Here is a 13130-nt window from a genome sequence, read left to right as displayed (position 1 = left end):
TAAATCGCGCTTTCTTTGTGTAGCAAGCACGTTAACGTAAGGAGGCTCTTAGTAAGATCGTTCGACTAATCAAAAGAGCAATGAAAGCTGGTAGTGCGACCCAAAAGACAGTTAATACGTTTTCACCGTTATAAAGGCTAATCCCCCAATCAAGTATTGCTCGCTGAACGCTTGGAATAAGGATGAGAACGGCTAGTACTCCGAGAAAAACGAAGACTGGTAATTTTCCGTATTGATGCTTGATACTAGCGATCGCAAAAAACATGGTGCTAAAAAGAAGTCCAAGAATCAAATCATAGCCTAGAACAAGGCCAGTTGACAGTTCGGGGAGGACAATACCCCAATGGACGAGGGTCACAGATTGCAGACCAAGCAAGCTTGAAATCTCTGGGAATAGGTTAAGGTATAACCAATGAATACCTTCGCCAATTAGAATGACAAGTATGAGTAAAACAAGGCAAGCGACTAAAAACTGGTTCCTTGTTGCGCCGAGTTTTAAAGCGTAATGGAAGTCAGTTTTTACTAATTGGAAGCTTGTGATTGATAACCAAACGAGAAAGAATGGCCACATGATGAGAAAGACCTCTGTTGTTGATGACATTGTCGCAATGACATACCCGGAAGCGAGAATGGCTGCCATAATCGACCAAAAAATGATTAAGGATTTTAATACTTCTGGATACATGACATAAATGAGTGATTTAATTTGGTTCATGAAACCACACTCTCCTTCTCGCTTGTAAAATCAATAAAGAATTCTTGCAATGGCAATGGGATTGCTTGGCAAGTAGGTGGAACATGCAAGTCTTCACCATTCTCAAGAAAAGTGGTGACGGAAGCCTCTGACATAAATTCTTGATAAGATAAGATCTTTTGTTCTGGTATTCCAAGTGATTGGATCACATCGATTGGTCCACTGATCTTCATAGCGCGGCTCGTTAATTCATCAATGCTTGTGAACAGTTTAATCGTTCCATTTTGGACGATTAATGCATGTTCAAAAATGTTTTGCGTTTCTTCAATAAAGTGGGTTGAAAACAAGATGACCCGGGGATGATCGACATAATCTTCAATAATTTCAGCATATAGTTTTTTTCGTGCAGTCGCATCCATCCCGATATAAGGTTCATCAAAAATCGTTAAGGGGGCGCGACTCGCTAAGCCGATGCTCATGTTTAAGGCAGAGACCATTCCTTTTGAGAGTTGGTTTAATCGTTTATTCATTGGCAGTTTGAAGAGGGTAATCAACTTTGTTACGAGTTCATGATTCCAATTCGGATAAAACGCTTGCACATAATGAATGATTTGACTCACTTTTAACGTTGGTTTAAAGTTCTCGCTCTCCTGGATAAAACTGATTTTATCGAGGATCACCCGGTTTTCAAAAGGGTTTTCCCCATCAATCATGACGTTTCCCGAAGTACATGTTGAAAGTCCTGACAGGATATGCATAATGGTCGTTTTTCCGGCACCATTGGGGCCTAAAACGGCATAGATCCCAGGTTCTTGAATCGTAAAGGTAACATCATCTAAAATTTTCTGGCCGTCCATTTCTTTTCCTACATGTTCCATAACGATCTTCATCTCTGTTTTCCCCTTTCGTCAATCAAACGCTTAATCTCTTCGTTGTTGAGTTCAATCTGGGCTGCTTCCTTTAACAATGGTTCAAGATAAGAAGTGACAAATGTTTCTCTACGTTCGGCAAGCAATTTTTGTCGGGCCCCTGCGGCAACAAACATGCCGATCCCTCTTTTCTTATATAAGATGTCTTGTTCAACGAGAAGATTGATCCCTTTTGCGGCTGTAGCGGGATTTATTTGGAACACTTTGGCAAATTCGTTAGTAGAGGGTACTTGATCCCCTTCTTTTAAAGCGCCACTTACAATGTCATTTGCGATTCTATAGGTAATTTGCTTAAAGATCGGCTGATCGTCTGAAAAAGTAAATACCATCTCTTAGCCTCCGTGGTTAATTACTTATGCAACTAACCATATAACATGGGTATGTTGATGTCAATGGAAAAGTCACTCTATTTAGAAATGTTTTTTAGTTCGGTTTATAACGTGAGAACATGGAGATTCGAACCGTTAAAGTAAATACGTTAAATATGCCTCACTACCATTACCAAAAAGGAACGAACAAGTTAAAAACAAGCTTGCTAATCGATTCATTACAACGAAATTGCAAAAACAAGATAGTTGTCAAACGTGATAGAGAAGCTACTCACAAAACGTCCAATGAGGTTTCTGTTTTCGCTGTCATAGTGCAAAAATTGAATTTGTGTCACCTTTCTCAATCACCTCTCCTGTGCTATGCTTTTAAGTAAAAACTGGCTGTTTAAAACAAACCAACCATTGTATAAGAGGGATGGAAGTGGAGGATGCGATGAGCGGAAAGTCGATTTTAATTATTGAGGATGAGAAAAAGATTGCTCGCTTGATCCAATTAGAACTGGAACATGAAGGATATGAAACGACAGCCGCTTGGACAGGTGTGTCTGGTTTGGAAGCGTTTAAGGAAGGGCACTGGGATCTTGTCTTGCTAGACGTCATGCTCCCTGAGTTGAGTGGAATGGAAGTGTTGAGGCGTATTCGAAGCAAGAGCCAGACGCCGGTTATTTTGTTGACGGCGCGTGATTCGTTGCCTGATAAAGTGAGCGGGCTTGATTTAGGGGCGAATGATTATGTGACGAAGCCGTTTGAAATCGAAGAGTTACTCGCAAGAATTCGGGCGTGTTTGCGCATCAATCAGTTTCAACATGAACAAGAGGAAGAAAAGCAACACTTGTTGGGTGATTTGACGATTAACATTAAAACCCGGGAAGTGACAAGAAACGCTAAGCGAATCGAACTAACGCCAAGGGAGTTTGATTTATTGGTCTTTCTTATCCAGCATAAGAACCAAGTGCTGAGCCGTGAACAGATCATCGAGCAAGTTTGGGGGTATGATTACTATGGGGAAACAAACGTAGTAGATGTGTACATCCGCTATTTGAGAAAAAAAGTCGATGCCCCTTTTTCGGCGCCATATCTCCATACGGTGCGGGGAGTCGGCTATACAATAAAGGAATGAGAGATGAATATTAAAAACCGCATTACGGTGTTCTCCACCGTTTTTCTGCTGCTGGTATTGCTTTTGGCGAATGGCTCAATTTATTTTGTCTTCCAAAAAGTGATGAGAGATGAAGCGGTAGAGCGAACGGTAACGCAGATGGACACTATTACAGAAGTATTGCATTCGACCGATGAAAATTTGGATATGCCTCGCTTTTTAAGAGCCTATTTGCCTGCTGATTCGATGATTCGGGTCATCTCCCAAGACAATGCCAGTTTGCTTAACGTTGCCCCAAGTACGAGCAGTGAAATGACAAAGCTTCCGGCCATTTACCGTGAGGGCGAACACAGTGAAGTAAGTAAAATAGGAGAGACCCTATACACAGTAGCCGTCCATCCGATTATTTGGGAGAACGGGGAAGTCGCTACTCTCGAATTGGTCGAAGACCAGACGGCTATCGCGAATACGATGAGGGTACTGCAAGTGATTTTGACAATTGCCACCTTGATTATTTTAATTCCGTCCTTTTTAGGAGGAAGAGTGTTAAGTAAGTTAATTGTCAACCCGATTGTTTCGATGATCCAAACGATGGAAGAAATCCAAAAACGCGGAACGTTTAAGCATATTCCCCTTGAGCAGAAGTCAAACGATGAGCTTGCAAAAATGGCGCAAACGTTTAATCGGATGATGGACTTGCTCGAAGCGAATTACAATAAGCAAGAACAGTTTGTCTCGGATGCCTCACATGAGTTAAAGACCCCGTTAACAGTAGTCGAAAGCTATGCTAAACTGCTGAAAAGATGGGGCAAAGAAAAGCCAGACGTTTTGGATGAAGCGGTTGAGGCCATTTATTCAGAGGCGGTCCGAATGAAAGAGATGACCCAACAAATGTTGTTACTGGCTAAAGACGAGAGCCAGTTTACGATTGATTATGAAAAAATGAATATAACTTCGGTGGCAAAAGAAGCAGCAAGAAACTTGGAAAAAGCATTTCAGCGGTCAATTGTTGTAGAGGCTGATGAAGAGGAAATTAGCTTGGAAGGTGATGCTCAAAAATTAAAACAAGTGTTCTTTATTTTATTGGATAATGCGATAAAATACAGCTCTGAGCCAGTTAACCTTTCTATCTCCCGCACGGCGTCAGGGGTTCAATTAGATATAAAAGACAAAGGGGAGGGCATTCCGGCAGATGAGGTAGATAAAGTGTATGATCGCTTTTACCGGGTGGACAAATCGCGGACCCGGGAGACTGGAGGGTCAGGTTTAGGCTTGCCAATTGCCAAGCGGATTGTTGAAGCTCACCATGGAAAAATCAAGCTTTCTAGTGTAGACGGGATAGGTACAACCGTCACTGTCCATCTTCCGCTTAATCCACATCTCTAGTTCTCATGTTCTTTTAATCTGTTTCTTCTTTAGTTGTAATAATATGGTGGGAGAATAGCAAGAGTAGGAGGTATGGACATGAAGAAAAAAGTGTATTGGGGAATCGGCATAGGTCTGGTTGCCGTGGCGATTGTGCTTGGAAGTGCCCAATATATGATCGGCACGAATGAGCCGCTCATGACGGAAGAAGAAGTCAAGCAAGTTGTAAGTTCCAAATTCGCTGGCGACATCCTATCTTCCGAACTAACGCATGCAAACGGAAAAGAAACGTATAAAGTTTTGATTGAAGAAGACGCTGGGACGTATGTGCTCTTCGTTGATGCTGCTACAGGAAAAGTTGAGCAGCTTAACCAAGAAGAAAAGAAAGGCGATGCCAAACAGCCTGGCGATGATGAAAACAAGGAACCAATTTCTCTGGAAGAAATAGAACAGATTGCTACACGTGAAGGCGAAGGAACAGTCGAAACGGTTGACTATCGGGAAGACGACAAAACATATAAAGCGATTGTGGCGAAGGAGAATGGCAAGAAGCTTGAAATTGAAATTGATGGAATGACAGGTAAAGTAGAACGCACAAAAGAAATCGAGCAAGTTGATGAAAAGCCTGTTTCCGACGGACAAATCTCAGAAGGGGAAGCAAAGGAAATTGCGTTAAAGGAGTTTCAGGGCACAATCGTCGATATTGAACTTGATGATGACGATGGTTTGCTTGTCTATGAAATTGATATTGAAACAGACAGTCAAGAAGGGACTGTAGTTGTCAATGCGTTTACAGGTGAAGTGGAGAGCGTGTCAATCGAAGCACAGGACGATGATGATGATTAAAAAGAAGGCTTAGGCCTTCTTTTTTTCGTATTTGTTTATAAGGAAGACCTGCTTGATAGGAGACATCAAACACTGCTAAAAGGAAGATCTGAACTATGAATGATAGGATTAAACAGATTTCTTTATTAAGAGACGTACCAGCGCTGTGGCGGGCACGCTCGCTCACTCATGAAGTCGAAGTCAGGGACAAGTCTTACACTACGGAGTCATTGTGCACCATCTGTTGTGGAACGCTATAAGGTTTACACGTTGCTATCATCTAATTTAGGCTTTTATCGGGAAATGTGTTTTCGAGCTTCAGATGTTGATGTTTTCAAAACAAAGTGATGTTTGCAGGGAGTCATGCAATTCTCATCCTTTTCTAATCTTCTCTTCCCTTTGTTTTAATTTTCGCTGTCTATAGTATAAGGAACAACAAAGGAGTGGTTGAAGTTGAAACGGTTTAAAGTTGTCCTTGCAGGAACGGTATTGGTTAGTGGCCTTGCGTTAGGGGGGTATGCGCTTAACAATGGATCCGCCTTGGCAAATGAAAAGAAAGAAGAGGCGCAGCCTGGAATTATGTTTGATGAAGCTGAAGCGATTGCGCTAGAGGAAACGGGTGGCGGGATTGTTCAGCAACTGGAAAGGGACCAAGATGATGGCGTCGAACTTTATGAAGTGGAAATAGAGAAAGAGGGCCATGAATATGAACTTGACATTGCTACTGATTCAGGCAAGGTAATTCGTGCTGAAAATGAACGCAGTGATGACGATGATGATGATGATGATGAACGCACGACCCTACCGAAAGGGACCATCTCTTCAGATAAAGCGATTGAAATAGCGCTGAAGGAAGTGAAAGGCACGGTGACAGAAGTAGAATTGGACGAAGACGATGGGCAGTATGTGTATGAAATTGAGGTCAAAACAAACAAGGATGGAGAAACAAAGATTGACGTAAATGCCTTGGACGGAAAAATCCTCAAAGTGGAAATCGATGACTAAACAAGAAGGGCATTGGCTTAACGCCAATGCTTTTTTTGTATGCTTCACCTACGTGAAAATGAAAATAGGCAGTCGTTTCATGCGAGCAATTTTATCTGATGGCCAACCTCAATATATTACGAGCTGATTGATTCGTTACATCGATTTCTATTGTCTTATAGAAAGTGAAACTCCGCATAAAATGAAAGATTCTCACGAAATTCTAATGTGACTTTTATGTGGTTCTCACTCCCATCTATTCTTTGGAGCTTATTCTTTTCCTATTAAGGTTAAGGAGTGATAGGCGATGAAGATTGTATTAGTTCCATCGGGATTTAAGGAAAGTTTAAACGCAGAACAGGTTGCAAAAAGCATGAAAGAAGGGATCTTCCGAGCTTTGCCAAATGCAGAGGTGGTCTCGATCCCCTTAGTAGACGGGGGAGAAGGGTTTGTGGAGACAATGGTGAAGTGGACAGGAGGTACTTTGGAAGCGCTCACCGTTACAGGGCCGGTTCTTCAGAAAGTCTCAGCGTTGTTTGGATTTTTAGGAAGTGCGCCAAAAAAGACCGCTGTGATTGAGATTGCCCAAGCTGCAGGGTTAAAGTTGGTGCCGAAAAACCAAAGGAACCCTCTCTGCACCACTTCATATGGGGTTGGCGAAATGATCCGAGCAGCGCTCGATCTTGGGGCTGAGCGGATTCTCGTTGGCTGTGGAGACTCTGGAATCAATGATGGCGGGATTGGAATGGCCCAAGCGCTAGGAGTCCGCTTTTTTGACAAAGACGGTTCAGTTATCGATGCCAGGCAAGGTGCCTCTGTTTTACCAGCAATTGCTTCGATAGACATTGCGGCGCGGGATCCTCGCTTGGAGAATGTTCCAATGGATGTGGCTTGTAATTGGCACAATGTCCTTTGTGGGCCAAATGGTGTGGCCCGGGTTTTCGGACCGCAAAAAGGAGCGTCTCCAGAACAAATCGAGGTTCTAGAAAACGGAATTCAGCACTTTGCAGAGATGATCGAAGAAGCAAGCGGGCTTCGCGTCCAGGATATCCCAGGCGGAGGCGCTTCGGGCGGACTTGGCGCTGGCTTTAATGGATTGTTGGGTGCCATCCTTCATCCAAGGTATGAAGTGATCTTGAAGTACCTAGACATTGACCATCATTTACAGCAAGCGGATTTGGTTTTTACCGCAGAGGGAAGCATTGACTTTCAAACGCCGAGAGGGAAAATTCCAGCCGAGGTAGCATCTCGGGCTAAGAGTTATGGAAAGCCGGTTATTGTAATTGCCGGCACGATTGGAAAAGGGGCCAACATAAACTATCGCCATGGAATTGATGTGTTCATGAGCATTTTGCAAACGCCTTCGAGCTTAGAGGCGGCGATGGAAAAAACAGAAAAATGGATCTGCGAATGTGCGGAAGGTTCCATGAGGACAGTTTTAGTCGGTCTGTCCCTTGCGGAGACGCTCGAACAACATAGAGATGGTAAGGTATCGTGATGCTTGAATCATCAAGAGTGGAAAGAAGAAGGCAGGCAACAGGAAGAAAAGTGAAGTGGGGACAACTCAATAAGTGGCAAGTGCTCGTTGCTGTTTGCCTCGTCTCGATCCTGCTTGCGTCTTCAGGGCTAGGGCTCGAGGGCAAATTGTCATTAATGACATTTCTGTTGGCCATTTATTGTTGGTCTTTTACAGCCCTTCCTCCTGCATTGGTTGCGTTGGGTGCATTGCTCGTGCTAATTGTATCTGGAGCGGCAAAGCAGGAGTTGCTCTTTTCTTCGCTTTCCTCTGATGTGATTTGGCTGATGTTAGGGGCGTTTATCATTGGCGCATGTATGCAGAAAACGGGTTTAGCTCAAAGGATGTCACTGCTGATTACGTCAAAGGCCACCTCGACTGCGTCCCTGTTCTTTTTAGTCGCTATTGTTACTCAGGTGCTGACACTGTTTATTCCGTCTACATCTGGTCGGGCATCAGTGCTGCTTCCTGTGTTTCGTGACTTATCAAAACAGGCTGCAAATAAGAGCTTTACGAAAGCATTGTCGCTACTCCTCCCAACCATCATTCTTGTAGCCACAAACGCTACTTTGATTGGCGCAAGCTCCCATTTGATAGCGAATAACTACTTGCCGGCTTTAGGTTATGAACGGATATCATTTATAGGTTGGATGGTATGGGGGCTGCCTTTTGCCTTTGTTGCGAGCATCTGTGCTTGCTTTGTGATTGTGTGGCTGTTCTTAAATAAAGAAGCGCGGCAATTGGATTGGTCCACACAAAGCATTGGAGCAACAAAGGCAATGACTTCCGAGGAAAAGCGGACGGCTTATGTTTTGGCGGGAATGATTGCGCTGTGGATGACAGAAGCGCTTCATGGCATCCATATCGCAACGGTGACAACGATTGGTGCCTTTATCTTGCTGTTGCCAAAAGGCGGGGTGGTTCAATGGAAAGAGGGACTGCAGGCTGTCTCGTGGAATCTTCTCATCTATGTCGGAGCAGCCATTGCGTTAGGTGAGTCTTTAATGGAAACAGGCGCGGCAGAATGGGTCGTCCAACGGCTGTTATCTGCCGCCGACCAGTATTTGTTCCATTCGGAAACCTTAACTGTCTTCCTTCTCCTCGCCATTTGCATGAGCGTGCACCTTTATATCCCTTCTCACACAACGAGGGCGGTCATCATGACGCCGCCAATTTTGGCGATGGCTGTTGCGAAAGGATTTGATCCGCAAGCGCTGCTTTTTTTGACGATGGTGGCACTTAATTATTGCCTGACATTACCTGTCAGTTCAAAAGCGCTCATGATTTACTTTGATGAAAAGCAAAGCTTTGAGACAACAGATTTATTCAGGCTTAGCCGTGTATTGGCGATTGTTTATTTTGGTTTGATCCTTGTTTTTTTCTACACGTATTGGCAATGGACCGGCTTGACTGTTTGAGTACTAATGTGAGAGGGGAAAAGGGCCAGATTATGGGAAGGCAGATCAGCAATGTGTTGATGGAACTAAAAGCTAAAAGGCAGTACACCGCTTTATATGTGTACTGCCTTTTATATTTTAGGACCGAATAAGAATAGGAATTCTGCGATTAGTTAACTTCTATGATGTTTGATTGCTTAAGGGAATAGAAGCCTTTGTTTTTTAGGTATATCAGAGGTGAGAAATCGGAGTGATCAAATTTATTGACATTGTATATATAGTGCATATACAATATAAACAAAGATTACATTGTAAGGGGTTATTATGAACATTATCTTATCGAATTCTTCACAGGAGCCCATTTATTTACAGATTAAAAATCAAATCAAACAAAGCATTTTGCGTGATGAAATAAAAGAAGGCGATCCACTGCCATCGATGCGTAAACTTGCAAAAGACCTCAGAATTAGTGTGATTACAACTAAGCGTGCATACGAGGAACTTGAGCGGGACGGATTTATCACCTCGTTTGTCGGGAAAGGGTCATTTGTTGCTGGGCAAAACAATGATTTGATTCAAGAGAAGCGTTTGAAGATGGTTGAAGAAGGTTTAGCTGAAATTGTGGTGGAAAGCAAAAATCTGAATATCTCCTTACAACAACTACAAGAATTGCTGACGATGCTATATGAGGAGGAAGAGTAATGGAAGACGTAGTCACATTTACAAATGTTCATAAAGCGTATAAAGACTTTGCGCTAAAGAACGTTTCTTTCTCGGTGAAAAAAGGTTTTATTACCGGTTTCATCGGACCAAATGGATCTGGAAAAACAACGACAATCAAATTAATGCTTAACCTCCTTCAGGCAGATTCAGGCACAATTCGTGTGTTTGGCAACGAATATAAGACAAATAGTAAAGAAATAAAGCAACGAATCGGTTTTGTTTACGCTGAACATCAATTGTATAAACATTTAACGGTTGAAAAGATGAAAAAAGTAATCGCTCCATTTTACTCAAATTGGGATGACGATGTGTTTGCGTATTACATGCAACGTCTGAATTTACCGTGGAAAAAGAAGATTGGTCACTTATCAAAAGGGATGGGAACAAAGCTATCCATTGCAATTGCCTTATCTCATCATGCGGAGTTAATCGTTTTAGACGAGCCAACGTCGGCTCTCGATCCTGTGAGTCGGAGAGAGATTCTCGATATTTTAGCGGAAGTGATTCAAGACGAGGAAAAGGCCATTTTCTTCTCGACACACATTACAACCGATTTGGAAAAAATTGCAGACTACATCACGTTTATTTATAACGGCGAGATGGTGTTTAGTGAAGATAAGGAAACGATACAAGAGCATCATTTCCTCGTTCGTGGCGCACTAGATTTATTGGATGCTGATATTCGTAGCTTATTTTTGCAAGTACGGGAAACGTCGGTTGGATTTGAAGGACTCACAAACCAGGCGGAAATTGTCCGACGTCTGATGGGTGATCATGTTGTGATGGAACCTGCTTCTCTTGAAGACATTATGGTGTATACAGTGGGGAAGGTCTAAAAAATGATGGGTTTATTGAGGAAAGAATGGACGGTCTATCGATCCAGTCTCATGGTGCTTGTGGGTGTCATTTTTCTAGGAGCCTTTCTCCTAGGTGATAAGCAACTTCCTGTTTATGCAGCGGTTTTTATTGCTTGCTTATATGCCTTTATTAGTGATGGGACGGACGGAGCCAATCATACGGATATGGTCATCCGTAGTTTGCCTGTTACACAAAAGCAAATCGTGATGGCTAAGTACCTCTGTTCCATCTCGATTGTTGTTCTTTTTAGTCTTGTTATTGTTGTGTTAAATTGGATTCTGCCTTTTCTGACAGCCACTCTCTTGTTGGACTGGGTGCTTTCAATCGCTATGTTTGGTTTGTTTTTGGCACTTTATTACCCACTGTATTACATGATAGGTAGTAAGGTGGTTCATTATGGGATTCATGTTTTTGTCATAGGCAGCCTTGTTTTTTGGGGATTTTTTCTAGGGGGAGTGAGCTATGATCGGTTATCTCAGCAAATTGAACAACTAGGTATCCCATTCACGGTGCCAATCATACTTGCGGGCATAGCATCTTGCCTCCTTGTGTCGTGTCTACTCTCAATTCAGATTTTTCAAACGAAATCAAGGTAGAAAGGGTGTTCATTTATTGAGATTGTTGAAGAACAGTATAGGTTTGTTGCTAGGGTTTGGAGCATTGTACTTGATTGATTCATGGTCTTGGAAGCCGAATTGGAATGATCGCGTACTCGATCGAGTGAATCGGTTAGTTCCTGATGGATGGTTTGTGGATCGTTTTGCCCCATTTGATACGTATGAGCTTAACTTGACGTTGGCATTCGCCGCAATCCTTGTCGTGTTTAATATCATTTGGAGCTTGTGCGCAAGTATCTTAAGAAAGAATGACGAGGAAAAGATGGAGGAGATCGAGGATGGAGAGCGTTTTAGAGGTTAATCAGTTAAGGAAAACATACCGTGGTTCGACATTTGGTTTAAAGGATGTTTCGTTTTCAATTCCGTACGGTTCAATCGTTGGATTTATTGGTGAGAACGGTGCAGGAAAGTCCACAACGATGGGGTCTATTTTAGGAACATTACGAAAAGAAAGCGGAACAGTGAAAGTTTTTGGTGAAGAAATGGATGCCAATCATGTACACATGAAAGAAGATATTGGAGTTGTTTTTGATTCCATGCAATTACCCGGCGATTTAACGGTCTATAAGCTTGGGAATGTGTTTGGGCAAGTTTATAAAAATTGGGACAAAGAAGCGTATTTTCATTACATTGACTTTTTTTCTTTGCCAAAGAAAAAGAAAATCAAAAGCTTTTCACGAGGGATGTCGATGAAGCTTTCTGTTGCTGTCGCGCTTTCCCATGATGCGAAACTGCTCATCTTGGATGAAGCAACAGCTGGTCTTGATCCAGGCGGAAGAGATGATGTGCTAACGGTCTTGCAAGAGTTTGTACAAGGTCAAAAACGTGGTATCTTGCTTTCATCTCATATTACAAGCGACATCGAACGAATTGCCGATTTCCTCGTCTTTATTAAAGCAGGTGAAATCTTGTTGCGTATTAAGAAAGAGGAGCTTTTAAACGAGTATGCGATTGTTCAGTGTACGTCCGACCAGTATAAGGAAATCGAGCAAAACCTCATTGTGGCATCCCGGAAAAATGGAGAAACGACGGATGTTCTTGTCTCTAATAAGGAAGCGTTGCCCCCATCAATGAAAACAAAATCATTTTCAATAGATGATATTACATTGCTATTAATGAGAGGTGTCAAAGCATGAAGGGATTGCTGTTAAATCAATATTATGCGGCTGAAAAGTCAATTAAGTACTATGTTCCAATTAGTTTCGCCGTGGCCTGTGCCTTATTGTTTTTTGAAAATGCAATGGCGCAACGTTTCGCTGCTTTTATCCCAATCGTCATTATAGGCACTGCAGCACTTGAGGTATTGAAACAAGAATCACAATCGGGCTGGGATAAATATGTGATGACGTTACCGGTTAAGCGTAACCACGTTGTCCAAAGCCATTATGTGTTTTTCTTACTCATGACGTTTACAGGACTTCTTATTGCAGGTACCACATATGTAGTTGGTAATTTCGTTTTTGGGCAGACACCAGGTACTGGCTTTGTTTATGGCGTTATGGATGTTTTAGGCATTACCTTTACAATGGGCTTTGTTGCTTATCCGTTGACGTACTTGCTCGGAACGCAAAAAGCAGAAGTGGTTTATATGATAAGTGGAGGTGGTGCGTTAGGACTTTTTTTCTTAAGTGCCATTGTATTCGAGCTTTGGATCGCACCTCTTAATCTGTTCCAAGGTATGAATATCGATTTGATGTTTTCAATAAGCTACATGACGATCAATTTTGTCTTATTTCTCATCTCGTATGCCGTGTCTATTCTTGTGTATAAGCGCAAGGAGTTTTAATAAAGTGA

15 protein-coding genes are annotated in these 13130 nt (G+C 42.4%); 12 read left to right on the top strand and 3 right to left on the bottom strand.

Features of this window, described 5'->3' with window-relative positions; translation table 11 throughout:
• Nucleotides 1–31: 31 nt before the first annotated feature.
• The 3 genes from BK584_RS11195 to BK584_RS11185 are packed head-to-tail and all read right to left on the bottom strand — an operon-like array spanning nucleotide 32 to nucleotide 1952.
• A complete protein-coding gene (locus BK584_RS11195) occupies nucleotides 32–715 on the bottom strand; it encodes a hypothetical protein (RefSeq protein WP_078392681.1) in 684 nt (227 codons plus the stop codon).
• Nucleotides 712–1584 (bottom strand): ATP-binding cassette domain-containing protein, encoded by an 873-nt coding sequence (locus tag BK584_RS11190; protein WP_078392680.1) that lies wholly within the window; start codon nucleotides 1582–1584, stop codon nucleotides 712–714. The genes BK584_RS11195 and BK584_RS11190 overlap by 4 nt, the downstream gene beginning before the upstream one ends.
• Nucleotides 1581–1952 (bottom strand): GntR family transcriptional regulator, encoded by a 372-nt coding sequence (locus BK584_RS11185; protein WP_078392679.1) that lies wholly within the window; start codon nucleotides 1950–1952, stop codon nucleotides 1581–1583. Before BK584_RS11185 ends, BK584_RS11190 begins: the two co-directional genes overlap by 4 nt.
• Before the next feature lie 433 nt (nucleotides 1953–2385).
• Between BK584_RS11185 and BK584_RS11180 the strand changes: the two genes are divergently transcribed.
• The 12 genes from BK584_RS11180 to BK584_RS11125 all read left to right on the top strand — a co-directional run bounded on the left by BK584_RS11180 (nucleotide 2386) and on the right by BK584_RS11125 (nucleotide 13122).
• On the top strand, nucleotides 2386–3072 hold the full coding sequence (locus BK584_RS11180) for a response regulator transcription factor (protein ID WP_078395566.1): 687 nt from the start codon (nucleotides 2386–2388) through the stop codon (nucleotides 3070–3072).
• Nucleotides 3073–3075: 3 nt separating this feature from the next.
• Nucleotides 3076–4437 (top strand): sensor histidine kinase, encoded by a 1362-nt coding sequence (locus tag BK584_RS11175; protein WP_078392678.1) that lies wholly within the window; start codon nucleotides 3076–3078, stop codon nucleotides 4435–4437.
• A 78-nt stretch (nucleotides 4438–4515) separates the two neighbouring features.
• Nucleotides 4516–5262, top strand: coding sequence for a PepSY domain-containing protein (locus BK584_RS11170; protein WP_169871200.1), 747 nt, complete (start codon nucleotides 4516–4518; stop codon nucleotides 5260–5262).
• Nucleotides 5263–5694: 432 nt separating this feature from the next.
• A complete protein-coding gene (locus tag BK584_RS11165) occupies nucleotides 5695–6246 on the top strand; it encodes a PepSY domain-containing protein (protein WP_078392676.1) in 552 nt (183 codons plus the stop codon).
• A gap of 286 nt (nucleotides 6247–6532) precedes the next feature.
• The gene (locus tag BK584_RS11160) at nucleotides 6533–7723 is read left to right on the top strand and encodes a glycerate kinase family protein (RefSeq protein WP_078392675.1); all 1191 of its coding nucleotides are present in this window, start codon (nucleotides 6533–6535) and stop codon (nucleotides 7721–7723) included.
• Nucleotides 7723–9159 (top strand): SLC13 family permease, encoded by a 1437-nt coding sequence (locus tag BK584_RS11155; RefSeq protein ID WP_245808999.1) that lies wholly within the window; start codon nucleotides 7723–7725, stop codon nucleotides 9157–9159. The genes BK584_RS11160 and BK584_RS11155 overlap by 1 nt, the downstream gene beginning before the upstream one ends.
• A 303-nt stretch (nucleotides 9160–9462) precedes the next feature.
• Nucleotides 9463–9840: a GntR family transcriptional regulator gene (locus BK584_RS11150; RefSeq protein ID WP_078392673.1), complete on the top strand. Its 378-nt coding sequence runs from the start codon at nucleotides 9463–9465 to the stop codon at nucleotides 9838–9840.
• Nucleotides 9840–10697: an ABC transporter ATP-binding protein gene (locus BK584_RS11145; RefSeq protein ID WP_078392672.1), complete on the top strand. Its 858-nt coding sequence runs from the start codon at nucleotides 9840–9842 to the stop codon at nucleotides 10695–10697. The genes BK584_RS11150 and BK584_RS11145 overlap by 1 nt, the downstream gene beginning before the upstream one ends.
• 3 nt (nucleotides 10698–10700) lie before the next feature.
• A complete protein-coding gene (locus tag BK584_RS11140; RefSeq protein ID WP_078392671.1) occupies nucleotides 10701–11315 on the top strand; it encodes an ABC-2 transporter permease in 615 nt (204 codons plus the stop codon).
• A 16-nt stretch (nucleotides 11316–11331) separates the two neighbouring features.
• Complete coding sequence (locus BK584_RS11135; RefSeq protein WP_139365653.1) at nucleotides 11332–11637, top strand: YfzA family protein; 306 nt, start codon at nucleotides 11332–11334, stop codon at nucleotides 11635–11637.
• Nucleotides 11615–12472, top strand: a complete 858-nt coding sequence (locus BK584_RS11130) for an ABC transporter ATP-binding protein (RefSeq protein WP_078392669.1) — start codon at nucleotides 11615–11617, stop codon at nucleotides 12470–12472. Before BK584_RS11135 ends, BK584_RS11130 begins: the two co-directional genes overlap by 23 nt.
• Complete coding sequence (locus BK584_RS11125; RefSeq protein ID WP_078392668.1) at nucleotides 12469–13122, top strand: ABC-2 transporter permease; 654 nt, start codon at nucleotides 12469–12471, stop codon at nucleotides 13120–13122. The genes BK584_RS11130 and BK584_RS11125 overlap by 4 nt, the downstream gene beginning before the upstream one ends.
• Nucleotides 13123–13130: the final 8 nt, after the last annotated feature.

It is taken from the genome of Shouchella patagoniensis (assembly GCF_002019705.1).
Taxonomy (GTDB): Bacteria; Bacillota; Bacilli; order Bacillales; family Bacillaceae_D; genus Shouchella; species Shouchella patagoniensis.
Note: the sequence above shows the minus strand (reverse complement) of the source record. Positions and strands in the feature narration are given on the sequence as shown.